Genomic DNA, 21,972 nt, shown 5'->3' with positions numbered 1-21,972 from the left:
GGCACTGCCCACCGGAGACCGGCGCGTGTTCGTGAGTTTTCCACGGTCCGGCGGAGTTCTGCGGCCGATCGGGTGATCTGCGGGGGTAAGCGGGGGAACCCGGCCCGCAGGGCCGGTGCGCCGCCGTAAGGTCGCTCCCGGTGAGGGAGCACAACGGTTTTGCCGCTGGGCGCGCGGGGGATCCGGATCCGTGGCGGGTATGCCTGCTGGACTCGTCGGGCCGGGCACTGGGTGCCGGGATGCTGCTGGGCGAATCCACGGTGCTCACCTGCGCGCACGTTGTGCAGGCCGCAGGGGAGGAAGCGCTTTCGGGCTCGCACGTGCTGGTGCGGTTCGTCGGGCTGGCCGGGATGCCGGAGACGCTCGCCGCCGTGCGGCCCGGCTGCTGGGTGCCGCCGACGGCGGACGGCCGGGGTGACATCGCGGTGCTGGACCTCGCCGAAGCGTTCCCCCACGTGCCCGGCGCCCCGCTGGTGCGGCTGGGTGCCGTGCGCGACCGGGTGGTCCACACCTACGGCTTCCCGCACCCGCACCGCTACGGCCTCTGGGTGAACAACGCCGAGCTGGCCGGCCCGGCCGGAGCCGCCGGGGAGTGGATCCAGCTGAACTCGCCGCTGCCGGGGGAGCGGGTGCGCCGCGGTTTCAGCGGCGCGGGCGTGATCGACAAAGCGACCGGTGCGGTGCTCGGCATGGTGGTCACCGAGTACACCGACGAACGGTCCGGGCTCGCCTACCTGATCCCGGTCGAAGTGATCGTCCGGTACGTGCCGGACGTCGCCCGGTGGGTGGGCGAGCCGCCGCGGCCGTCGTCCGGCCCGCTGATCGTCCTCATCGGGGACGGCGATTCGGCCGAGGACTTCCTGGTCCGGGTCCGGCGCGAACGCCGGGTGTCGCGGGCGCCGGGCCGGGTTCCCGGCGAGCGGCTCGCCGCGATCGTGGACGCCACCGGCAAGTCCGCGGGCGAAGTGGCCGAGAACGTCAGTGCCGGCATCAGCACCGGCGAGGCCGTCACCGTGCTGGAGACCAACCCGGAAGACGTCGCGGTGGCGGTGACCGGCGTCGAAGACGCCCAGGCCCCGGAGGAAGTGCTCACCGAGGTGGTGCGGCCGCTGGTGGACAAGGGCGCCACCGTGCTCGTCCGGTTCAGCGGGCCGGACTCGCCCGGCGTGCACCTGGCCCGGCGCTGGGAGAACGAGCGGAACGCGCGGCGCTTGGAGCGGTTGGCGCTGCTGGTGGACATGGTGGAGCACGAGGAGGAACGCACGCGGGAGCGAGCCGACCGGAGCGGCTCCTGCGAGGAGGTGCCCGGCGAATCCGTGGACCTGCGCCTGCGGCTGTCCGTGCTGCGCTCGGCGGGCGAGCGGATCGAACCGGGCCGCGTGCGGCTCGCACTGGCGAAGGCCGAACGCGACGCGGAAGCGGCCCGCTGGGCGCTCGTCCGGCAGTACGGCCGGCTCGACGCGCTGGCCGCCCGGCACGACGAACTGCACGGACGGCTGCGCGCCTACAACGCCAAAGCGACCGGCGCGGGCTTGATGGAGGACGAGGAACTGGCCGGGCTGTACCGCCCGGCCATGGCGGCGCTGACCACGCGGCCGGACGAACCGGAGGTCGCGGCCGAGCTGGTCGAGCGGTACGTGCGGGCGGTCCGCCGCAGGCTGGAGCGGGTGTGACGACCGCAGCGGCGTGGTGCCACGGGCAGCCGGTCGGGCCGATCGGGTTCTGCGAGGTGTGCGGCCGTCGCCGGGTCCCCGCCGAGCGGCCTGCCCCGTCCGGGCCGGCGCCGGAAAGCACCCGGCGCAGCGTCGAGCTCTGGGGCGGTGAGGCGGACTTCCACTCCCTGCCCGCGATCGAGGTGCCGGACCCGGAGAAGCTCGTCCTCGCCGACCCGGACTACCCCGAGCAGCACCGGTTCTGCGGCCACTGCGGGGAACCCGTCGGCCGCGCCTACGCCGGCGAACCGGCCTTCGCCGAAGGGTTCTGCGAAAACTGCGGCGAGGCCTTTTCCTTCCTGCCCAAGCTGAAGCGCGGCGAACGGGTCGGCGACCGCTACGACGTCCTCGGCTGCTTCGCCCGCGGTGGGCTCGGCTGGGTGTACCTGGCCGCCGACACCGCGCTCGCCGGCCAGCACGTCGCGCTCAAGGGCGTGATCAACACCGGCAACGCCGTGCTGCGCGCGCTGGCGCGGGTCGAACGCGACGTGCTCGTCCGGCTCGACCACCCGAACATCGTGCGCGTCAGCGACTTCGTCGAGCACCCGCCACCCGGCGGCGGCGAGCCGGACACCTACCTGGTGATGGAGTACGTCGGCGGGCGGTCGCTGCGCGACCTGCTGAAACAGGGGCCGCCTCCGCGCGTCGAGCACGTCATCGTCTACGGCCGGGCGATCCTCGGCGCACTGGACTACCTCCACGGCGAGGGCCTGCTCTACTGCGACATGAAGCCGGAGAACGTGATCCACGGCGACAAGCGGGTCAAGGTCATCGACCTCGGCGCGGCCCGCCCGATCGACGACCCGGCCGGTCCGAGCGTCGGCACGGAAGGGTTCCAGGCCCCGCCGCACGAGCTCGCCCGCCACGGCCTGACCGTGCGCTCCGACCTGCACACCGTGGGCCGGACCCTGCAGGTGCTGCTCGAAGCCGCCACCGAAGACGCCGACCCCGACCGCATCGCCGGCGGCCTCGGCTCTCTCGACCGGGTGCTCGAGCGCGCGGTCGCGCCGTTCGAGCGGCGGTTCGCCACCGCGTCCGAAATGGCCGAGCAGCTGGAGGGCGTGCGCCGGGAAATCCTTTCGCTGCGCGACGAACGGCCGCGACCGGCGCCCTCGGCGCTGTTCGAAGACACCGCCGAACTGCTCGACGACGGCCTCGGCGCGGTGCCCGGCCTCGACCACTGGGTCACCGGTGAGCACGCCGGCGACCAGCTGGACCTCGGCTTGCCGGAAGCCGCGGGCGGCGCCGGGCGGCTGCCGGTCCCGAGGGTCGCCCCGGAAGATCCGGCGGTGGGCTTCATCGCCGCCGCGGGTGCACCCGGGCCGCACCGCTGGCTGGACAAGCTGGCGATGTTCGGCGAACCGTCGGTCGAGATCGCGTTCGCCCGGGCGCGGGCGCAGGTCGCGCTGGGCAACTCCGATGCCGCGGCCGCGGCACTGGCGAACGCCGAAGAGCAGCTCGGGACCGAGGCCGCGCGCGACTGGCGGGCGGCCTGGCACCACGGGCTGCTGGCGCTGGCCCGCGACGACGCCGAGCAGGCCGCGACCGCGTTCGACCGGGTGCACCGGATCTGGCCCGGCGAGATCGCGCCGAAGCTGGCGCTCGGTTTCTGCGCCGAGCTGCGCGGGCGGACCGAGCCGGCCGAGCGCTGCTACCGCTCGGTGTGGCACCGCGACCACACCCAGGTCAGCGCCGCCTTCGGCCTGGCCCGCTGCTACCTGCGGGACCCGGCCCGGGGCCGCGACGCCGCGGTCGCCCTGCTGGACGCCGTGCCGCCGATTTCGCGGCACTACGACGCCGCGCGGATCGCCTCCGTGCGGATCCGGCCGGGCGCCTGCCGTCCGGGCGACCGGGGCGCGCCGACTTCGACGACGCGGCCCGGCGGCTGCCCGAGCTCTACCTCGACCGGGAGTCCCAGGACCGGCTCGAGGCGCTCGTCCGCGAGGCCGTGCTGGCCGCCCTGACCGCACCGGCCGCACCGGCCGCCCTGCCCGCACCGGCCGCCCTGACCGCACCGGCCGCCCTGACCGCACCGGCCGGGGACACCGGCTGGAACGGCGGCGCGCTCCTCGGGGAGCCCGTCACCGAACGCGGTGTGCGGGCGCTGCTGGAGCGGTCCCTGCGCCGGCTCGCCGAGCGCGCGCAGGACCGCAACTCCCACGGCGTCCTGGTCGACCTCGCGAACTCCGTCCGGCCGAAGACGAGAAGGTGATCGGATGCCCGACCGGGACCGCCCGTCGTTCACCCTCCAGCTGAGCCAGAACAAGTACCTCGCGCCCACCGACGACCGGATGGACGTCGTCCTCACCGTGCGGGTGGGCGACGCCGCGGCCGCGGTTGCGCCACCGCCGACCGCCGAGCTGCTGCTGGTCGACTGTTCCAGCTCGATGGACTGGCCGCCGACGAAGATCGAGGCCGCGCGGCACGCCTGCCGCGCGGCCATCGGCTCGCTGCGCGACGGTGTGCTGTTCGGGGTGGTCGAATGCACCGGGCACGCCCGGCTGGTCTACCCGCCCGCGCCGCCGCTGGCGGTCGCCGGCGAGCGGACCCGCCACGAAGCCAAGGCCGCGGTCTCCGGGCTGATCGCCGGCGGCGGCACCGCGATGAGCACGTGGCTGAACCTGGCCCTGGACCTGTTCGAGCCGGCCCCGGCCGCCATCCGGCACGCCGTGCTGCTCACCGACGGCAAGAACGAGTCGGACCGCACCGGGGCGCTGGAGGCCGCGCTCGACCGCTGCCGGGGCCGGTTCGCCTGTGACGCCAGGGGAATCGGCGACGACTGGGAGCCGCGGGATCTCCAGCGCATCGCCTCGGTGCTGCGTGGCAACGCGGACGCCGTCCTCGAGGACGCCGAGCTCGCCGGCGACTTCCGGCGGCTGATCGAGCACGCCATGGGCCGGACCGTGCCGGACCTCCGGCTGCGGATCACCACGATGCCCTACAGCCGGCTGCGGTTCGTCAAGCAGGTCTTCCCGACCGAGGTCGAACTCACCGCGCAGTGCCGGACCCGGGAGGGCCGGATCGAGCTGCCCACCGGGGCGTGGGGTGACGAGCTGCGCGAGTACCACCTCTGCCTCGACGTCGAGGCGGGTGAGCTGACGCGGTACGAGGACCGGCTGCTGGGCACGGTCGCCCTCCTCGCCGGCGCCGACGAGGCAGTCGGCGAGCAGCAGGCCGTCGTGGGCTACCTGACCGAGGACCTGGCGCTCTCCAGCGTGCCGGACGACAACGTCGCCCGCGTCACCGGGCAGGCCGAGCTGGGCCGCGCGGTCCGGGCCGGCTGGGACGCCTTCGAGCGCGAAGACCGGGTGGAGGCGGCGCGCGAGTGGGGTACCGCGGTCCGGCTCGCGACCGGACTGCGCAACGCGGAAATCCTCAAGCGCCTGGGCCGGCTGATCGACGTGCGCGACGACGGCACCGTCGCGATCAAGGACGGCGTGCGCCCCCGCGACGGGTTCTCCCTCGTCCTCGGTTCGACCATCTCCACCTACACCGGGTCGGCGGACCAGACCGCGGGCGGCCCGCCCGAAGCCGGCGGCGCACCCCGCGAGTGCGTCCACTGTGGACACAAGGCGCGGCCCGCGGCGAAACGGTGCGGGCACTGTGGTGAACCGTTCGAAGCGGGAGCGCCGTCGTGACGGCGACCAGCACCACCCGGCAGACGCTGTGGTGGCTGCGGCTCGGGCTGGTGGCCGGCACCGTGCTCGTGCTGGGGACCGCGCTGGCGACCTTCCTCGGCGTGCGGGCCAGCATCGCCGAGGTGCGGGAGCGGACCGCGCCCGCCGTGCTCGAGGTGTCGCTGGCCAAGGAGGCGATCGTGGCCGCGCACCGAGCGGCGGTGACCGCGTTCGAGGCCCGGCAAGCGCGCCTGACCGGCCCCAGCGAGCAGTACGAGGACGAAATCGCCCGGACGAGCCAGCAGCTCGCCCAGGTCGCCGAGCACAACGCGGCGGGCGAGGCGGGCAGCCAGACGCTGCTGTTGATCGAAGGGCTGCTGCCGTCGTACAACGGCTTCATCGGGAAGGCCGACGCCCACTTCCGGCAGGACGCGGGCGGCCCGCTCGCCGCGAGCAACCTGCAGTCCGCGTCGGACTTGCTGACCGCGCCGTCGAACGGCATCCTCGCCCGGCTCGACGCGCTCGAGGCCGCTCAGCGGGCCGCCCTCGACCGGCAGCTCGGGGCGAACTGGCTGAATCCCGCGATCACGGCGCTGTGGGCGGTGCCGCTGGTCCTGCTGCTCGCCACGCTCGTCTGGACCCAGCGGTTCCTCGCCCGGCGGTTCCGGCGCACGGTGAACACCGCTCTGCTGGCCGCCACGGTGGCGTGCGTGCTGCTGGGCGCGGGAACGGCGCTGCTGCTCGGCGTCCAATCCGACGCCCGGGACGGCGGCGCCGCGCTGGAGCACACCGTCGACGCGCGGTCCGCGGCCACCTCGGCTGCCGCCGGCCGGGCCCGGTGGACTCTCGCCCATGTGCTGACCGCCCAGTGCGGGATCGAGGGAGCGGCCGCGTGCGGTGACACGGTGACCGCGTTCGCCGCCGGGACACCCGTCCCGCCCGCCGTCCCGGACGCGCCGCCGGGCGTCGTCGACGAGTCGGCGCTGCTGGGTCCGGGACTCACCGAACCGGGCTGGACCGGGGTGCTCGGCTACGGGATCCCGCTGCTGGCCGCCGGAATCGGCCTCCTGGCGGTGGTTGGCCTGCACCGCCGTGTCGACGAATACCGGTTCCGCGCGAGGAAGCCGTGATGAAGCGCTGCGCCGGTTCGGTGCTCGCCCTCGTGCTCCTGATCTCCGGGTGTTCCGCCGGGACCGGCGCGGAGCCGGTGACCGTGCTGGGGCCGTGGACCGGCGACGAGCAGACGGCGTTCCTGCGGGTCCTCGACGGGTTCACCCGGGAGACCGGGATCCCCACGCGCTACCAGGGCACCCGCGCGCAGAACCAGGTGCTGCGCGGGGACCTGCAGCAGGGCACCCCGCCCGACGTGGCGGTGCTGGCCAACCCGGCCGAGCTGGCGGGCTACGCGCATTCCGGGCAGCTGAAACCCCTCGACGGCGTCCTCGACGCGGACGCGACCGCCGCGTACGGCCCGAAGTGGCGGAAGTTGCAGCAGCTCGGCGGGAACACGATGTACACGGTCGTGGTGAAGGCGGATCTGAAGAGCGTCGTCTGGTACGACCCGAACAGGTTCCGGGAAGATCCGCCGGTCACCTGGGATGCGCTCGTGGCGACCTCCCGGCGGCTTTCCGCCGCCGGGCAGCAGCCGTGGTGTCTCGGCATGGGGGCGCCGCCGAACTCCGGGTTCCCGGGCACCGACTGGCTCGAGGACATCCTGCTGCACGTGGCTCCGGACAAGTACGGCAAGTGGGCGGCCGGCGAGCTGGCCTGGACCGACGAAGTCGTGCGCAACGCGTGGCTGAGCTGGGGCGCCCTGGTCCTGGCGCCGGGTGCGGTCCGCGGTGGCAGCACGGCGGCCCTGCTCACCTCGTTCGCCGACGCCGGCCGGGGCCTGTTCGCCGATCCACCCCGCTGCCTGCTGGAGCACCTCGGCTCGTTCGCGATCGGCGGCTACCTGGCGGTCCCGCGGCCGGCCGGGCCGCCCGTGCCCGACCGGGACTTCCGGTTCTTCCCGTTCCCGGGCACCGGGAAAACCGCGCGGTCGGAGGTGTCGGCCGACCTCGCCGGGATGTTCCGCGACACCCCCGCCGCGCGCCGGCTCATGGTCTACCTGGCCGGGGAGCAGGGGCAGCGGATCTGGCCGTCCGGCGGGACGACGTTCTCGGTGCACCAGCGTCTCGTCGACCAGGGCGTCTACACCAGCGACGTCACCCGGCGGATCGCGACGACCCTGGCGGACGGTACCGACCTCTGCTTCGACGCGTCGGACTTGATGCCCTCGGCGATGAGCAGCGCGTTCTACCAGGCGGTGCTGGAGTACCTGGCCCACCCCGACCGGCTGGACACCCTGCTCGGAGACCTGGAACAGGTGCGCCGCGGCATCGGCGAGGACCAGTGGCTCGACCTGCCGTGCTGACGGCACCCACCCAGTGAAGGAGATCCGGTGCAGGAGTTCGTGCGTTTCCCGCTGACCGACGGCGGATCGGTGGTCGTCGAGGTCGAAGGGGAGCCGGGCCTGGAACACGCCGCGGCGCCCTCGGGCGTCCTCCGCAAGGCGACCACGACCTTCGAGCACGCCCTGAGCGAGGTCCGCGCGGCCGCGGCCGCGGCGCTGGCCCAGTTCCGCGACCTCGGCCCGGACGAGGTCGAGCTCAAGTTCGGCGTCAAGCTCGACGCCCAGGCCGGGGCCGTGATCGCGCGCACCGGGCTGCAGGGCCAGTTCGAGGTCAAGCTGAAGTGGGTGCGCGACGAGGCAGCGCCGACCGAGACCGTGCCGGCCGAAGAAGTGGAAGCCTGAAGCGCTACGGCTTGTAGCCGACGATCCCCGCGACGCACTTGGCCGCATCGCTGAGCGGCGTGAGCCGGGGACCGTCCGGCCACCACTCGTCGCAGACCGCCATACCCGGCTCCGCCGTCGCATTCGGCTGGACCAGTTCGAGGCCGGTCATCATCGCTTCGATCTCCGCGCGGGTGCGGAAGCGGCCGGCGCCGAGCGGGCCGGAGACCAGGATCTGCTCGATGCGCTTGGCGATTTCGGTCAGCTCCGGCACTTCGGGGTCGAAGAAGTGCGACAGCACCACGTACGAGCCCGAAGGCAGCGCGTCGATGTACTCGCGCATGATGTCGTAGACGCCGTCGCCCTCGAAGTGGTGCATCGTGCCCACCTGCAACAGCGCGACCGGCTCGGAGAAGTCGACGTGAGCCAGGACTTCCCGGTGCCCCAGGACTTCCTGCGGGTGGAAGATGTCCGCCTCGACCATGTGCGTGAAGTCGTTCTCGACGAGCAGTGCCCGGCCGTGGGCGAGGACCACCGGGTCGTTGTCGACGTAGACGACCGTGTTGTCCTTGTCGATGCGCTGCACGATCTGGTGGGTGTTCTCGGCCGTCGGCAGCCCCGACCCGCAGTCGACGTACTGGTGGATCTTCGTCTGGTTGGCGAGCATCCGCAGCGCGCGGTTGTGGAAGCCGCGGTTGCCGCGGGCGATGTCCACCGCTTCCGGGACCGCCGTGCGGATCTTGTCCATCACCACGCGGTCGACCTCGTAGAAGTTGTGGCCGCCGAGGAACCCGTCGTAGATCCGCGCGATGCTCGGCCGGGCGGGGTCGACGCCTACCGGCGTCTGGCTCGGGGACAGCGCGGACGGGGCGTCGGACATGGCGACCTCGCAGGACTCCGGTGCGTGGCGGTGGGCCACCCAGCGTAGTAGGCCGCGTCCCGGCCGTGAACGCGAGGGCCTGGCCGGCTAACCCAGCCGTCGCAGCCGCTGGTCCGGGATGTCGGCGGCGCGCAGGTCGCGTTCGCGGCGCAGGCGGGCGAGGTGCTGCTCGATCCGCCGGTCGAGGTCGCGTGCGGCCTCGGACAGGTCCGTCAGGTCGCGCCGGGACGCCGGGCGCCCGACGGCGGCGCCCATGTCCCTTTCGTCCCCTGCCCTGTCCACTACCGGCACCTCCCGGATCGGCCCTGGCTCCCTGCTCTTGGCGTTACTGCCCCATTCGGCGGATGCCAAAACGCCGTTCGGGGTGAGCCGTGGCACGGACGGTCGGCGCGCCGCCGTCCGGTGGACCCGGCGCGAAAGTGCTGGTGGCAATTTTGACCAGGTGGTAGAAATTGGGGAGCCGTGGCGGACGGCCGCCACCGGGAGCTCGAGGAGCTGGGGATGAGCGTGCTTTCCGTGCAGCTGTATTCGGTCCGCGACGCCTTCGCGGCCGATCCCGCCGACACCCTGCGGCGGCTCGCCGCGATCGGCTTCACCCAGGTCGAGCCGTACGGCGTCGTCGAAAACGCCGAGGCACTGCGAACCGGGCTGCCCGCCAACGGCCTGTCCGCCCCCACCGCGCACGCGCAGCTGGTCGGCGCCGACCAGCCCGCCGTCTTCGCCACCGCGGCCGAACTGGGCATCGGCCTGGTGATCGACCCGTTCGTGCCGCCCGAGCGGTGGCAGGACGCGGCCGACATCGCGGCCACGGCGGAGGCGCTCAACGCCGCCGCCAAGCTGGCGGCCGAGCACGGCCTGCGCGTCGGCTACCACAACCACTGGTGGGAACTGCGCTCCCGGATCGACGGCCGCAGTGCCTTCGAGGTGTTCGCCGAGCAGCTCGACCCGGCGGTCGCCCTCGAGGTCGACACCTACTGGGCCACCGCGGGCGGCGAGGACGCGCCCGCGCTGCTGCGGCGGCTCGGCGACCGGGTGCGGGCCATCCACGTCAAGGACGGCGGTCTCGCCACCGACGCCACCGGCCAGGTACCGGCCGGGCAGGGCCGGGTCCCGGTCGCCGAAGTGCTCGCCGCCGCGCCGGACGCGCTGCGCGTGGTCGAGTTCGACGCCTACAGCGGTCCGGCCGGCGACATCTTCGAGGCCGTCGCCGCCAGCCACGCCTTCCTGACCGGCGCGGGCCGGTGACCGGCGGGCCGGTCGGCGTCGGGATCGTCGGCGCCGGCGTGATCAGCGGGACCTACCTGGAGAACCTCACGAGCTTCCCGGACGTCCGCGTGCGGTGGGTCGCCGACCTCGACACCGACCGGGCGGCGGCGCGCGCGGCCGAGTACGGCGTCCCGCGTTCGGGCACGGTGGCGGAGTTGCTGGCCGACCCGGAAGTCGAAATCGTCGTCAACCTGACTGTCCCGGCCGCGCACGCCGAAGTCGGGCTCGCCGCGCTGGACGCGGGCAAGCACCTGTGGACCGAGAAGCCCCTCGCGCTGGACCGCGAGGCCGGCCGCAAGCTCCTCGATCGCGCCCGGGAGAAGAACCTCCGCGTGGCGAGCGCCCCCGACACCGTGCTCGGCGCCGCGTTGCAGACCGCGCGCAACGCCGTCGACGCGGGCCGGATCGGCCGTCCGCTGACCGCCTTGGCGCTGTTCCAGGTGCCGGGCCCGGAGCTGTGGCACCCGGCACCGGAGTTCTACTTCCAGGCCGGCGGCGGGCCGCTGCTCGACATGGGCCCCTACTACCTGACGGCGCTGGTGCACCTGCTCGGCCCGGTCCGGCGGGTCACCGGGGCCGGCGGCCGGGCGCGCGACACCCGGGTCGTCGGGTCCGGGCCACGGGCCGGGACGGTGTTCCCGGTGGCCGTGCCGACCACGGTCACCGCGCTCGTCGAGTTCGAAGCTGCGTCGGCCCAGCTGGTCCTGAGCTTCGACTCGGCGCTCAAGCGGTCCGGGCTGGTCGAGCTGACCGGCACCCTCGGCACCGCCGTGCTGCCGGACCCCAACCGGTTCGACGAGCCGACCCGGCTGCACCTGCTCGGTCACGACGAGCCGGAAGAGCTGGCGCCGCAGGGGCACACGGCTTCGCGCGGCACCGGCACGCTGGAACTGGCGCGGGCGATCCGGGCCGGCGTGCCGGAACGCGCGTCCGGTGAGCTGGCCTACCACGTGCTCGACGCGATGCTGGCCATCGAGGAGTCCATGGCGCGCAGGCGAAGCGTGGACGTCGGCAGCACCGTCGACGTCCCGCCCGCGCTGCCGGCGGGCTGGGACCCCTACGCGAAGACCTTGGGTGGAAGCTGAGCCGGCTGCGGACGGCCGTGGCCGCACAGCGGCAACGCCTACTCGAACAAATGCCGATGGGCTTGGCTCCAGGCAACCCGGTTCGCCAGTTCCTCGAGCAGGCCGTCGGCAACCCGGTCGACCTGGGGCTGGAATCCCGCGCCGGCCAGCTTCCGGACCTGCTCGATGCCGTCCCGCTGGGTTTCGATCACGGCATCGACCAGTTCCGACGTGGACGTCAGGCCGTAGCCGCTCGCGAACAACTCCAAGCGGTGCCGCCGATCGGGAGGACGGGGATGACGCAGCCACCGCAGGCACTCCGCGTCATCCCGGAAGGGGGCGACGTACTCCAAGGCGTACGCGACATCGTGGAGCCGGGTGCCGGGACGGGCGTAGTCCCAATCGAGGATTCCGGTCGGCTGTTCGCCTTGCCAGACGACGTTCCAGGGACCGAAGTCGCCGTGGCAGATCAGCTCGTGGCCGCCCGCGCCGCTCTCGCCGGTGAACCACCGGAGCCCATCGGGTGGCCGGAAGCCGGCCACCGCGTCGTGATAGTCCCGCAGCAACCGCGCAAACCTCGCCAGGCCGGCGTCGTCGGCCACCTTGGCCCAGCCCTGGGGGCCGGACTCGCCCTCCAGATAGGTGAGCACCTCGTTGCCTTCCCCGTCGAGGCCCAGCACGCGAGGGGCGTACGGGAAGCCCACCGCCTCCAGGTGCCGCAGCAGAGCGTGGACCGCCGGCGACCACGGGTAGGTGGGCCTGCGGACGGTGTCGCCGACCCGGACGACACGTCGGTGCGGCTGGTCCTGCAACAGCTCATCCCCGGCCACGGGCGCGAACCTTACCCGCGGCCACCGTCATTCTCCCGATCATTTCCGCCGCGCCCGCAACCGGCAGGCCGGCTAAAGCGGGACGGTGAGCAGGTTCTGCAGGTAGAAACGCAGCGAGCCGACCAGGTCGACGTCGCCCGGCACGGTCAGCCACTGCACCTGCAGGCCGTCCATCAGCGCGATGAACGTCAGCGCCGCCATCCCGGGCTCGACACCCTCGCGCAGCTCGCCGCGGACCGCGAGGGCTTCGAACGACTCGTGCACGCCGTCGCGCGCGGCCCGGTAGTGGCGCACGAAGTACTCGTGCGCCGGGTGGTCGGGGGCGACCGCTTCGGCGGCGAGCCGGGAGTAGAGGTCGACGATCCCGGGGTGGCGGACGTTGTGCTCGGCGAGCGCGAGGAAGTGGCGCAGGACCGCCAGCCCGGGCGGCACGGTCAGCTGCTCGCGCTCGGAGTCCTCGGTGTCCCGGCGTTCGAGGACGGCGGCGAGCAGGGCTTCCTTGGTGGGGAAGTAGTAGAGGAGGCCGGCGTGCGAAATCCCGACGCGCTTGGCGATCTCCCGCAGCGACGAGCCGTGGTAGCCGAGCTCGCCGTACGCCGCGGCCGCCGCCGTGATGATGTCTTCGCGGCGGATCCGGCCCTTCAGGTAGCCCCCGGTCACGGGGTCGCGGTGGTCTCGGCGGCGTGCACGGCACCATCATGCCGCAGCGGAAGTTCGCACAAGCGACGTGAGCGGACGAACAAATCGGTTGTGCGAACGCGCGCGGCTTGCGAGCATCGCGGCGTGAAGAGCGCAGACCGGCAACGGGTCATCGTGGAGCGGTTGCGCGACGCCGACCAGGTGGGCGTCGCCGAGCTGGCCGAAGCGACCGGCGCGTCGGAGATGACCGTCCGCCGCGACCTCGACCACCTGGCGTCCCGCGGCGTGCTGCGCCGGGTGCACGGCGGCGCGGTCCCGGCGTCGCCGTCGGGGATCGAACCGCCGTTCGCGGCCCGCGCGACGGACGCGATCGCGGCGAAGCGGGCCATCGCCGCCGCGGCCGCCGAGCTGATCCGCGACGGCGAGACCGTCGTCCTCGACAGCGGCACGACGGCGCTCGAGCTGGCCCGGCTGCTGCGCGGGCGCACGGTCACCGTGATGCCGCTGTCCCTGCACGCGGTCCGCGAACTGGCCGAGGCGCCCGGCGTCCGGCTGCTGCTGCCCGGCGGCGAACCGCGGCCGGGGGAGCAGGCCCTGGTGGGCCCGCTGACCCTGGCTTCGCTGCGAGCGCTGCGGTTCGACGTCGCCGTGCTGAGCCCCTGCGCGCTCGGCCTCGACAGCGGGCTGACCGCCTTCGACCTGGGCGACGCCGAAGTCAAGCAGGCCGCCCTCGACGTCGCGGCCCGGGCGATCGTGCTCGCCGACGGCGCCAAGTGGGGCCGCGCCGCGCTCGCCCACATCTGTCCCGCCGACCGCGCCGACGTGGTGATCACCGACGCGGGAGCGCCCGAGGACCAGCGCGCGGCGCTGGCCGATCGCGGCGTGCTCGTGCACGTCGCCGTTCCTTTGGAGTCTCGATGACCGTCCCGCCCCGCCCGCGTGCCGCCCGGTTCGCGACCTTCATGTTCTTCGGCCTCAACGGGTTCGGGATGGGTATGTGGGTGGTGCACATCCCGAACGTCGAGCGCGCGACGGGCATCTCGCACAGCACCCTGGGCGCGCTGCTGCTGGTGCTCGGCGGCGCCGCGTTCGCCGGCATGCAGGTGGCCGGCCCGCTCGTCGACCGGCTCGGGCACCGGCGGCTGGTGCCGGCCGCGGGCGTGCTGCTCGGGCTCGCGCTGTGCGCGCCGGGGTTCGCGAACTCCTGGTGGACGCTGGGGTTGGCGCTGATCGGCTTCGGCTTCGGCAACGGCGCGATCGACGTCGGGATGAACTCGCACGCGGTCGTCGTCGAACGGGCCTACCCGCGCCCGATCATGGCGGCCTTCCACGCGATGTGGTCGATCGGCGGCGCGATCGCCGCGGTCATCGGCGCGGCCACGCTCGGCGCGGGCGTGCCCACCGGCGTGACGCTGACCGGCACGGGCCTGCTGTGCGTGCTGCTTTCCGTGCTGTCGGCCCGATTCCTGATGGAGCCGGCCGACGCGCCGTCCGCCGTCGCCTCTTCCACCGCCACCGAGCCGGTCGTCGCGCGCCGGCCGCCGGGCCGCCTGGTCTGGCTGCTGGGCCTGCTGGCCCTGGCACTGATGCTGTCGGAGGGCGTGGCGAACGACTGGGCCGCGCTGCACATGGAAAAGGTGCTCGGCACTTCGGCGTCGACGGCGGCGCTGGCCTACGGCGCGTTCGCGGTGGCGATGACGACCGGCCGCTTCCTGACCGACCGCGTCGCGGCCTGGGCGGGTCCGGCGGCGATCGTCCGCTACGGCGCGATCCTGGCGGCGGCGGGCCTGACGACGGCCGCGGCGGCCCCGTGGGTCCCGGTGTCCCTGGTGGGCTGGGCGCTGTTCGGCCTGGGCCTCTCCGGCGGCGTCCCCCAGCTCTTCACGGCGGCGGGCAACCTGGACACGCGGGCCTCGGGTGCGCTGATGGCCCGGGTGGTGGGCCTCGGGTACGTCGGCTTGCTGGCGGGCCCGGCGCTCATCGGCGGGCTGACGCGGTGGATGCCGCTGAACGTCACCTTCGCGGTGCCGGTGGTGCTGTGCGTCCTGGCGGCGGTGTTCGCCGGGGTGCTGAGCCCGAAGCCGGAACCGGTGGAGCAGCCCGTCGGTTCTTAGGGGTGGTGGGCCGGTTCCGTGTGGATCGTGACCGCGGTCAGGCGCGGGATCGTGTGCACCAGCCGGTGTTCCACCTCGTGGGCCAGCGTGTGGGCGGCCTCGACCGTCAGGTCCGCCGGCACCGTCACCGCCAGTTCGGCCCGCAAGTGGTGCCCGATCCAGCGCATCCGCAGGTCGCGGGCGCCGAGCACGCCGTCGACGGCACGGGCCGTTCGTTCGGCCAGCTCGACCGACGCGGGGTCGACGGCGTCCAGCAGCCGCCGGAACACCTCCTTCGCCGCATCGCGCAGGACGAACAGGATCGCGACGGTGATCCCGAGCCCGACGACCGGGTCCGCCAGGGGAAAGCCGAAGGCGACGCCCGCGGCGCCGGCGACGACCGCCAGTGACGTGAAGCCGTCCGCGCGGGCGTGCAGCCCGTCGGCGACGAGGGCGGCCGAACCGATCTCGCGGCCGACCTTGATCCGGTACCGCGCAACGAGTTCGTTGCCGGCGAAGCCGATGACGCCGGCCACGGCAACCACCCACGGGTGCGCGACGGGGTGCGGCGCGAGCAGCCGCACCACCGATTCGTAGCCGGCGACCGCCGCCGACGCCGCGACGACGAGCACGACGACCACACCGGCGAGGTCTTCGGCCCGCCCGAAGCCGTAGGTGTACCGGCGGGTCGCCGCGCGGCGGCCGAGCAGGAACGCGACGCCGAGCGGGACGGCGGTCAGCGCGTCGGCGAAGTTGTGGACGGTGTCGCCCAGCAGCGCCACCGAGCCGGTGACCAGCACGAGCATCAGCTGCGCGACAGCGGTCGCGGACAGCGCGGCGAAGGACCACACGAGCGCGCGCACGCCGCGCCGGCTGGTCTCGAGGGCGTGGTCGACGCGATCGGCACTGTCGTGGCTGTGCGGCCGCCACCGCGAGTGGCCGTGTCCGTGTCCGGTCATGGGGTGAGCTTACCTGCGCAAGCACGCAGATACGCAAGTAGTAAGGTAGTGGCCATGCACGCGTCGCTGCCGGAGTTCGACATGCCCACCGACGAGCAGGTCCACCTGGCCGCGGAGTCGTTCCGCCTGCTGGCCGACCCGACCCGGATCAAGGTGCTGTGGGCCCTGCTGCAGGGCGAATCCTCGGTCGCCTGCCTGGCCGAGCTGGCCGGCGCGGCCCCGACGGCGGTCAGCCAGCACCTGGCGAAGCTCCGCCTGGCGGGCCTGGTGAAGGGCCGCCGCGAAGGCACGTTCGTGTACTACTCGGCGGCGGACAACCACGTGCGCGGGCTGCTGGCCCAGGCTTTGCACCACGCGGAGCACGTGGACCGCGACCTGCCCGCGGGCGACCACGCCCACCACCCGCGGACCAGCTGATCAGCGCTTGGCCGTCCCGTTGCCGCCCGACCGCGGCGGCAAAACCGGCGGCTTGCCGAGTGGTGGCGGCAGGTGGCGGGGCTGGCGCGTGAGGTGGCGGAGCAGTTCGTCGGCACCATCGGCCGTGAAGGACCTGATGACGTAGTGGTCGGCGGCGCGGGGCTGCAGGAACTGGGGGATCTCCTCGACGCGGTGACCCGGCAGGACCACGGGGAGCAGCTTGCGCGTCCAGTCCTGCCGGTTGCCCTGGAGGAGATCGCGCAGCGTGGCCGCTTCCGCCTGGCCACCCAGGTTGCGGTGGTTCGGACCGTAGCCGTCGCCCATCCTCCGGTAACCCTTCGACGCCACGACGATCACGAAGTCGGCTTCCAGGATGTTCCGCGTCGCCCAGGCTTGCCAGTCCTGCCGCTGTTCGCCCACCCACTGGTCGAGGACGACGTCGATGCCCTGCCCGGACCGGAGGAAAGTCGCGAACTCCCGGACGCTGTCGCAGTGCTCGGTGCTGTCGTGGGTGTAGGAGACGAAGACCCGGGGATGGTCGTGCGACATCGGAAATCCTCTTCGCCCTGGCGCGACGGCGTGTCGGTCCGGCGGAAACAATAGCCCGGCCGGGTTTCCCGGGCTCGGTGGAACGGGTAGCCCGAGGTTGATCGCCGCCCGAACCGCGGGCGGCGCAGTGTGGCGGAGGGAAACCCGATGTCGACCGCACCCCCGGTGCCGCCCGAACCGATGCAGCCCCCGTCCGTCGTCCCGGAGCCGGTGCCGGCCGGGCCCGGGCCGGACCAGCCGCTCCCCGAGCCCGGGGTGCCCGTTCCGGACCCGCTACCGCCGGAGACGAAGCCCGGACCGGACCGCGAGTAAATACGAAACTCGGATCATACGAGTTTCATATGAGTTCGTGTACCGTCGAGGCATGACAACAGCGGAGAACTACCGCCGGATGGTCAACGCCGGCAACAAGATCGTCGTGGGGCTGCAGCGGCTCGGGGTCGCTTTCGGGCCGATGCAGCTGCTCACCGTGCCCGGACGCCGCACCGGCATCCCTCGCACGTTCCCGATCGCGGTCGTCCCCGTCGACGGCGACCACTACATCGTCCAGGCCTATCCGAAGGCGGCCTGGGTGGCGAACGTGCGGGCCGCGGGCGAGGTCACGCTGACCCGCGGACGGCGCTCAAGAACCGCCCGGCTGGTCGAGCTGCCGGTGCCGGACCGGCGGCCCGTCCTGCACCGGCTGGTCGAGACGAGCCCGCCGAGCGTGGGCAAGCGGTACGTGACGACCGGCCTGGCGGAAGCGCCGACGCCGGACGCCGTCGCGGCGGCCGCCGACCGCATCGCCGTCTTCCGCGTCGAAGGAGCCTGATTCCGGTAGCGGGGCCGGACGCACGCCTGGCCCCGCCGGAAGGTCAAGCGTCGATCTGCGTGCGCTCGCCGGCGCCGTCGATCTCGATGCGCCGCGGCTTCGCCTTCTCGACGACCGGGATGCGGACGGTCAGCACCCCGGCGTCGTAGCTCGCGGTGATGTGCTCGGTGTCCAGGGTGTCGCCGAGGAACAGCTGGCGCGAGAACACGCCCAGCCGCCGCTCGGAGACGTGCATCCGGACGTCGTCACCGGTCGGCAGGGGCCGTCGCTCGGCCTTGACGGTGAGGACGTTGCGCTCGACGTCCAGCTCGACCGCGCCGGGATCGACGCCGGGCAGGTCGAAGCACACCACGAGCTCGTCGCCCGCGCGGTAGGCGTCCATCGGCATCGCGGCCGGCTTCGACCAGGTGCCGGCGCCGAAGACCTGCTGGGCGAGCCGGTCGAAGTCGCGGAACGGGTCGGTGCGCATCAACATCGGGATCCACCTCCTGAACTTGCCAACTCTGGTGTCAACACGCGGTGCTGTTCTAGCATGTCATCAAAACGATGACAAGATGTGGGTCGTCGAAAGGATGACGTGATGAACGGAACCGATCCCACCGGCGCGCTGCGCCGGATCCAGGAGGTGGTCGCGGCCGCCCGGGCCGGGGGCGTGGACCAGGACCGGGTGCTGGGCGCGCTGGCCGGCCTGCGCGTGCTGCGCGAGGAGCTCGCGAGCTGGGAACCGGAGCTGATCGCCGCGGCGAGGGCGGCCGGCACCAGCTGGGTGGCGCTTGCGCCCGCGCTGGGCGTCGCGAGCCGCCAGGCCGCGGAACGGCGGTACCTGCGGCTGCAGCCGTCGCACCCCGGCGCGAAGACGGGCGAGGCGCGGGTCGACGCCGAACGCGACCGGCGCGCGGGCGACCGGGCCGTCGCCGACTGGGCGCGCCGCAACTCCGCGATCCTGCGCCAGCTCGCCGGCCGGGTCAGCGCGCTCGACGGGCTGGAGCCCGCCGCCCAGGAGAGCGCCGACCGCCTCGGCGCGGCCCTCGGTGACGACGACCCGGCGACGCTGCTCCCGCCGCTGGCCGCCGCGCAGCCGCACCTGACCGGCGCGCACGCCGGCCTGGCCGAGCAGCTCGGCGAGATCTCGGCCCACGCCGACCAGCTCCGCCGCGACGCCGCCGGTAACCGCCGCTCCCGCGGGTGAGCCGGGTTTGCCCGGCCGCCCGCCGGGCACCCGCTGCGGGAGCGACGGAAGGACGGTGCCGCCATGACCGCCGAACCCCCGGATCCGGACCCCCGCCGGACGCCGGACCTGGAAGCCGGGGGCGGGGTACCGCCGGGCAGCACGCCACCCGACTCCGCCCAGACGTCGGGGTTGTCGCACCCCCAGCCGATGCCGTCCAAGACCATGCCCGTGCTGTGGCTGGTCCTCATCGGCGTGCTCGTGCTGATGGTCGCCGGGCTGGTCTTCGCGCTCGCCTTCGGCTGGCTGAACGCCTGATCGGTGTCTGAGATCGCGGCGGATGGGGTACTCGCCGACCATGGACGACACTCCAGACCGCACGGAAACCCGGGCCGAGCTGCTGCCCGAAGAGCAAGCCGTCGAGAGCGCGGACCCCGAGGCCCAGGCCCGCGAGGTCCTGCGCGACTCCGACCGCCGGACCGAGCACCCGGAGGCGACGCTGGGCCGTCGCCGTCCGGAAGACACGGTCTAACCGGCGGACACGGGCGCCAACCGCTCCTCGGTCCGCGACTCACCGCGTAGCAGCATCACCGCGCCCAGGCCGAGCGCGGCCACGATGGCGAAGAAGTAGAAGCCCCACGGGTAGGCGACGCCGGCGGTGACCAGGGCTCCGGTGACGAACGGGCCGAGGATCGAGCCCAGCCGTCCGACCGCCGACGTCAGCCCGAGTGCGGTGCCCCGGGCCTGCGCCGGGAACGCCTGCGCGACGTAGCCGTAGATCAGCACCTGCGCGGAGAACACAAAAACGCCGGTCAGCAGCACGACCGTGTTGAGCAGGAACGCGTTTCCGATCTTCAGGCTCAGCGCCGCGAGCAGCACCGCACCGGCGCCGAACCAGATCCGCGCGATCGGCCGGATGCCGAACCGGTCGGCGATCGTGCCGGCCAGCACCAGCCCGAGCACCGCGCCGACGTTGAGCACCAGCAGCAGCGTGATCGACGTCGAGATCGGGTAGCCGGCGGTGCGCATCAGCTGCGGCAGCCAGGTGTTGAGCCCGTAGACCAGCAGCAGCCCCATGAACGAGCCGGTCCACACGGCGATGCTGATCCGCCGGAACCGGGCGCCCAGCAGGTCGCGGATCCCCACGCGGTCCGCCGTCTCGCGGGCCGCGAGGTAGGCCGCGGACTCCGGCAGCTTCCACCACATCAGCGGCACGGTCACCAGGCCGGCGATCCCGCCGCCGTAGAACAGCAGGTGCCAGTCCTCCTTGGCGGAGAGCGCGAGGACCGACGTCAGCACCGCGCCGACGTGGTAGCCGGTCATGGTGAGCGTGCTCGCGCTGGCGCGTTGCCGGGCCGACAGGTTCTCCGACATCACCGTGAGCGCCACCGGCATGCACGCGCCGAGGCCGAGCCCGGCGGCGAACCGGAACACCCCGAACGTCGCCACGTTCGGCGCGAGCGGCGTCAGGAGGGTGAACAGCGAGAACAGCAGGACCGAGCCGATGAGCAGCACGCGGCGGCCGAACCGGTCGGTGAGCGGGCCGAGGCAGGCGGCGCCGACGGCCACGCCGATCAGCGACACCGTGGCGACCGCCGTCGCGCCGGCCGCGGTGAAGCCGAGGTGGCCGCTCTTCAGCAGGGTCGGGATGGTGGCGCCCAGCGCGACCAGGTCGTAGCCCTCGAGCAGGACGGTCAGCCAGCAGAGGACCGCCGTCCACGCGGGACGGACGGGAGACGTCGTCATTGTCGTGCTCCTCGGGTCAGAAGGGGTAACCGGCGATGTCCGCGCGGACGGTCAGCCACTGCGTCTCGGTGAAGGCCTCGATGTTCGCTTTCGCCCCGCCGAAGCGGGAGCCGTTGCCGGAGTCGCCGACACCGCCGAAGGGGGCGGTCGGCTCGTCGCCGACGGTCTGCTCGTTGATGTGCACCTTGCCCGAGCGGACCTCGTCGGCCAGCGTCATCGCGGTGCCGACGTCGCCGAGGATGCCGACCGACAGGCCGTACTCGGAGTCGTTGACCAGCCGGGCGGCCTCGTCGAGGTCGCGGTAGGCGCGCACCGGCGCGACCGGGCCGAAGATCTCCTCGCGCCAGGCCGGGTTCCGGTCGTCGAGTCCGAAGAGGACGGTCGGCGGGTAGAACGGCGCGTCGGGCTTCCCGCCCGCCAGCACCCGCGCGCCGGCCGCGACGCTGCGGTCGACGACGTCGGTGACGTGCGCGAGCTGCCGGTCGTCGATGATGGGGCCGAGGGCGACGTCGCTCTCGGCCGGGTTGCCCACGGGAAGCCGCCGCGCCTTCTCGGCGAGGGCTTCGACGTAGGCGTCCACCTGGGACTCGTGGACGAGGTGGCGGCCGGTGGTCATGCAGATCTGGCCCTGGTGCAGGAACGAGCCGAAGGCGCCGGCGGAGGCGGCCTTGGCCACGTCGGCGCCCGGCAGGACCACAAGCGCGTTGTTCCCGCCGAGCTCCAGGTGCACGCGCTTGAGCGAGCGCGCGGCGGCTTCGCCGACCTTCCGCCCGGCGGCGGTCGAGCCGGTGAACGACACCACCGACACCTCCGGCGCGTCGACCACCGCGGCGCCGACTCCCGTGTCCCCGGGCAGCAGGTGCAGCAGCCCTTCCGGCAGCCCGGCCTCCTCGAAGACGCGCACGATGCTCACGCCGCCGGACACCGCGGTGCGCAGGTCCGGCTTGAGCAGCACGGCGTTGCCGAGCGCGAGCGCGGGCGCGACCGAGCGGATCGCCAGGATCAGCGGGAAGTTGAACGGCGAGATCACCGAAACCACGCCGGCCGGCACCCGCCGCGCCAGCGACCAGCGGGGTTCGCCGGTGCTCAGCACCTCACCGAGCGGATGGGTGGGCAGGGCCGAGGCCTCGAAGCAGATCCCGGCCGCCATCTCCGTTTCGATCCCGGCCTTGGGCCGCGTCGAGCCGGCTTCGCGGACGAGCCAGTCCTGCACCTCGGCGGCGTGGCTCTCCCACAGCTCGCCGGCGCGACGCAGCACTGCGGCTCGTTCGGCGGGCTTGCGCCGGGCCCAGTCACGCTGGGCCTTCGCGGCGGCCGCGGCGGCTTTCGCGACGTCGTCCGGGGTCGCGATGCCCACCCGGCCCAGGATCTCGCCGGTGGCCGGTTCGAGGACCGGGTGGGTGCCGCCGGTACCGCGGACGAAGTACTCGTCGAGCAGGGTCATG

Annotated in this window: 26 protein-coding genes; 17 read left to right on the top strand and 9 right to left on the bottom strand. The window is 73.5% G+C overall.

Going from position 1 to position 21,972, the window contains the following annotated elements:
- Positions 1–239: 239 nt before the first annotated feature.
- Genes Q5425_RS03455 through Q5425_RS03425 form a run of 7 tightly spaced genes read left to right on the top strand, consistent with a single transcriptional unit; the run spans position 240 to position 8,126 of the window.
- Positions 240–1,673, top strand: coding sequence for a trypsin-like peptidase domain-containing protein (locus Q5425_RS03455; RefSeq protein WP_308670594.1), 1,434 nt, complete (start codon positions 240–242; stop codon positions 1,671–1,673).
- The gene (locus Q5425_RS03450; RefSeq protein WP_308670593.1) at positions 1,670–3,676 is read left to right on the top strand and encodes a tetratricopeptide repeat protein; all 2,007 of its coding nucleotides are present in this window, start codon (positions 1,670–1,672) and stop codon (positions 3,674–3,676) included. The genes Q5425_RS03455 and Q5425_RS03450 overlap by 4 nt, the downstream gene beginning before the upstream one ends.
- Positions 3,598–3,924 carry a tetratricopeptide repeat protein gene (locus Q5425_RS03445; protein WP_308670777.1) on the top strand — a complete coding sequence of 109 codons (327 nt, stop codon included), beginning with the start codon at positions 3,598–3,600 and terminating at the stop codon, positions 3,922–3,924. The genes Q5425_RS03450 and Q5425_RS03445 overlap by 79 nt, the downstream gene beginning before the upstream one ends.
- 4 nt (positions 3,925–3,928) lie before the next feature.
- On the top strand, positions 3,929–5,350 hold the full coding sequence (locus tag Q5425_RS03440; RefSeq protein WP_308670592.1) for a VWA domain-containing protein: 1,422 nt from the start codon (positions 3,929–3,931) through the stop codon (positions 5,348–5,350).
- Positions 5,347–6,459 (top strand): hypothetical protein, encoded by a 1,113-nt coding sequence (locus Q5425_RS03435; RefSeq protein WP_308670591.1) that lies wholly within the window; start codon positions 5,347–5,349, stop codon positions 6,457–6,459. Before Q5425_RS03440 ends, Q5425_RS03435 begins: the two co-directional genes overlap by 4 nt.
- Positions 6,459–7,745, top strand: a complete 1,287-nt coding sequence (locus Q5425_RS03430) for an ABC transporter substrate-binding protein (RefSeq protein WP_308670590.1) — start codon at positions 6,459–6,461, stop codon at positions 7,743–7,745. Before Q5425_RS03435 ends, Q5425_RS03430 begins: the two co-directional genes overlap by 1 nt.
- 27 nt (positions 7,746–7,772) lie before the next feature.
- Positions 7,773–8,126 carry a CU044_2847 family protein gene (locus tag Q5425_RS03425; RefSeq protein ID WP_308670589.1) on the top strand — a complete coding sequence of 118 codons (354 nt, stop codon included), beginning with the start codon at positions 7,773–7,775 and terminating at the stop codon, positions 8,124–8,126.
- A 4-nt stretch (positions 8,127–8,130) separates the two neighbouring features.
- On the opposite strand, the gene Q5425_RS03420 is transcribed toward Q5425_RS03425, so the two are convergent.
- Together Q5425_RS03420 and Q5425_RS03415 are read right to left on the bottom strand one after the other, a co-directional pair.
- Entirely contained in the window at positions 8,131–8,985 is an 855-nt protein-coding gene (locus Q5425_RS03420; RefSeq protein WP_308670588.1) for an SAM-dependent methyltransferase, read from the bottom strand.
- A gap of 87 nt (positions 8,986–9,072) precedes the next feature.
- Positions 9,073–9,267: a hypothetical protein gene (locus Q5425_RS03415; RefSeq protein ID WP_308670587.1), complete on the bottom strand. Its 195-nt coding sequence runs from the start codon at positions 9,265–9,267 to the stop codon at positions 9,073–9,075.
- Between the two features lie 219 nt (positions 9,268–9,486).
- Here Q5425_RS03415 and Q5425_RS03410 point away from each other — a divergent pair, with 219 nt between their 5' ends.
- Both Q5425_RS03410 and Q5425_RS03405 read left to right on the top strand, forming a co-directional pair.
- Positions 9,487–10,230 carry a TIM barrel protein gene (locus tag Q5425_RS03410; RefSeq protein ID WP_308670586.1) on the top strand — a complete coding sequence of 248 codons (744 nt, stop codon included), beginning with the start codon at positions 9,487–9,489 and terminating at the stop codon, positions 10,228–10,230.
- On the top strand, positions 10,227–11,336 hold the full coding sequence (locus tag Q5425_RS03405) for a Gfo/Idh/MocA family oxidoreductase (protein WP_308670585.1): 1,110 nt from the start codon (positions 10,227–10,229) through the stop codon (positions 11,334–11,336). Before Q5425_RS03410 ends, Q5425_RS03405 begins: the two co-directional genes overlap by 4 nt.
- Before the next feature lie 38 nt (positions 11,337–11,374).
- Here the strand turns inward: Q5425_RS03405 and Q5425_RS03400 are convergent, their stop codons facing one another.
- Both Q5425_RS03400 and Q5425_RS03395 read right to left on the bottom strand, forming a co-directional pair.
- On the bottom strand, positions 11,375–12,145 hold the full coding sequence (locus tag Q5425_RS03400; protein WP_308670584.1) for an aminoglycoside phosphotransferase family protein: 771 nt from the start codon (positions 12,143–12,145) through the stop codon (positions 11,375–11,377).
- Between the two features lie 72 nt (positions 12,146–12,217).
- Positions 12,218–12,805: a TetR/AcrR family transcriptional regulator gene (locus Q5425_RS03395; protein WP_308670583.1), complete on the bottom strand. Its 588-nt coding sequence runs from the start codon at positions 12,803–12,805 to the stop codon at positions 12,218–12,220.
- A gap of 123 nt (positions 12,806–12,928) precedes the next feature.
- Between Q5425_RS03395 and Q5425_RS03390 the strand changes: the two genes are divergently transcribed.
- Positions 12,929–13,705 carry a DeoR/GlpR family DNA-binding transcription regulator gene (locus Q5425_RS03390; protein ID WP_308670582.1) on the top strand — a complete coding sequence of 259 codons (777 nt, stop codon included), beginning with the start codon at positions 12,929–12,931 and terminating at the stop codon, positions 13,703–13,705.
- Positions 13,702–14,898 carry an MFS transporter gene (locus Q5425_RS03385; RefSeq protein WP_308670581.1) on the top strand — a complete coding sequence of 399 codons (1,197 nt, stop codon included), beginning with the start codon at positions 13,702–13,704 and terminating at the stop codon, positions 14,896–14,898. The genes Q5425_RS03390 and Q5425_RS03385 overlap by 4 nt, the downstream gene beginning before the upstream one ends.
- Here Q5425_RS03385 and Q5425_RS03380 read toward each other — a convergent pair.
- Positions 14,895–15,836 carry a cation diffusion facilitator family transporter gene (locus Q5425_RS03380; protein WP_308670580.1) on the bottom strand — a complete coding sequence of 314 codons (942 nt, stop codon included), beginning with the start codon at positions 15,834–15,836 and terminating at the stop codon, positions 14,895–14,897. The two genes, Q5425_RS03385 and Q5425_RS03380, sit on opposite strands and share 4 nt — an antisense overlap.
- Before the next feature lie 54 nt (positions 15,837–15,890).
- On the opposite strand from Q5425_RS03380, the gene Q5425_RS03375 reads away from it, so the two are divergent.
- Positions 15,891–16,253: a metalloregulator ArsR/SmtB family transcription factor gene (locus tag Q5425_RS03375; RefSeq protein WP_308670579.1), complete on the top strand. Its 363-nt coding sequence runs from the start codon at positions 15,891–15,893 to the stop codon at positions 16,251–16,253.
- Here the strand turns inward: Q5425_RS03375 and Q5425_RS03370 are convergent, their stop codons facing one another.
- Complete coding sequence (locus Q5425_RS03370; protein ID WP_308670578.1) at positions 16,254–16,802, bottom strand: SEFIR domain-containing protein; 549 nt, start codon at positions 16,800–16,802, stop codon at positions 16,254–16,256. It abuts the gene before it with no gap.
- 147 nt (positions 16,803–16,949) lie between these two features.
- Here Q5425_RS03370 and Q5425_RS03365 point away from each other — a divergent pair, with 147 nt between their 5' ends.
- On the top strand, positions 16,950–17,114 hold the full coding sequence (locus tag Q5425_RS03365) for a hypothetical protein (protein WP_308670577.1): 165 nt from the start codon (positions 16,950–16,952) through the stop codon (positions 17,112–17,114).
- A 52-nt stretch (positions 17,115–17,166) separates the two neighbouring features.
- A complete protein-coding gene (locus Q5425_RS03360) occupies positions 17,167–17,613 on the top strand; it encodes a nitroreductase family deazaflavin-dependent oxidoreductase (RefSeq protein ID WP_308670576.1) in 447 nt (148 codons plus the stop codon).
- 43 nt (positions 17,614–17,656) lie between these two features.
- Here Q5425_RS03360 and Q5425_RS03355 read toward each other — a convergent pair whose 3' ends face one another.
- Entirely contained in the window at positions 17,657–18,088 is a 432-nt protein-coding gene (locus Q5425_RS03355; RefSeq protein ID WP_308670575.1) for an Hsp20/alpha crystallin family protein, read from the bottom strand.
- Between the two features lie 105 nt (positions 18,089–18,193).
- Between Q5425_RS03355 and Q5425_RS03350 the strand changes: the two genes are divergently transcribed.
- From Q5425_RS03350 to Q5425_RS03340, 3 genes are all read left to right on the top strand, one after another.
- Positions 18,194–18,802 carry an HSP18 transcriptional regulator gene (locus tag Q5425_RS03350; protein WP_308670574.1) on the top strand — a complete coding sequence of 203 codons (609 nt, stop codon included), beginning with the start codon at positions 18,194–18,196 and terminating at the stop codon, positions 18,800–18,802.
- A gap of 63 nt (positions 18,803–18,865) precedes the next feature.
- The gene (locus tag Q5425_RS03345; RefSeq protein WP_308670573.1) at positions 18,866–19,099 is read left to right on the top strand and encodes a DUF6480 family protein; all 234 of its coding nucleotides are present in this window, start codon (positions 18,866–18,868) and stop codon (positions 19,097–19,099) included.
- Between the two features lie 40 nt (positions 19,100–19,139).
- A complete protein-coding gene (locus Q5425_RS03340; protein WP_308670572.1) occupies positions 19,140–19,313 on the top strand; it encodes a hypothetical protein in 174 nt (57 codons plus the stop codon).
- Here the strand turns inward: Q5425_RS03340 and Q5425_RS03335 are convergent.
- Both Q5425_RS03335 and Q5425_RS03330 read right to left on the bottom strand, forming a co-directional pair.
- Positions 19,310–20,527 carry an aromatic acid/H+ symport family MFS transporter gene (locus tag Q5425_RS03335; RefSeq protein WP_308670571.1) on the bottom strand — a complete coding sequence of 406 codons (1,218 nt, stop codon included), beginning with the start codon at positions 20,525–20,527 and terminating at the stop codon, positions 19,310–19,312. The two genes, Q5425_RS03340 and Q5425_RS03335, sit on opposite strands and share 4 nt — an antisense overlap.
- 16 nt (positions 20,528–20,543) lie before the next feature.
- Positions 20,544–21,971: a benzaldehyde dehydrogenase gene (locus Q5425_RS03330; protein WP_308670570.1), complete on the bottom strand. Its 1,428-nt coding sequence runs from the start codon at positions 21,969–21,971 to the stop codon at positions 20,544–20,546.
- Position 21,972 lies beyond the last annotated feature (1 nt).

It is taken from the genome of Amycolatopsis sp. A133 (genome assembly GCF_031082405.1).
Classification (GTDB): Bacteria; Actinomycetota; Actinomycetes; order Mycobacteriales; family Pseudonocardiaceae; genus Amycolatopsis.
The sequence above is the reverse complement of the archived record's forward strand: the minus strand, read 5'-3'. Positions and strand labels throughout refer to the sequence as shown.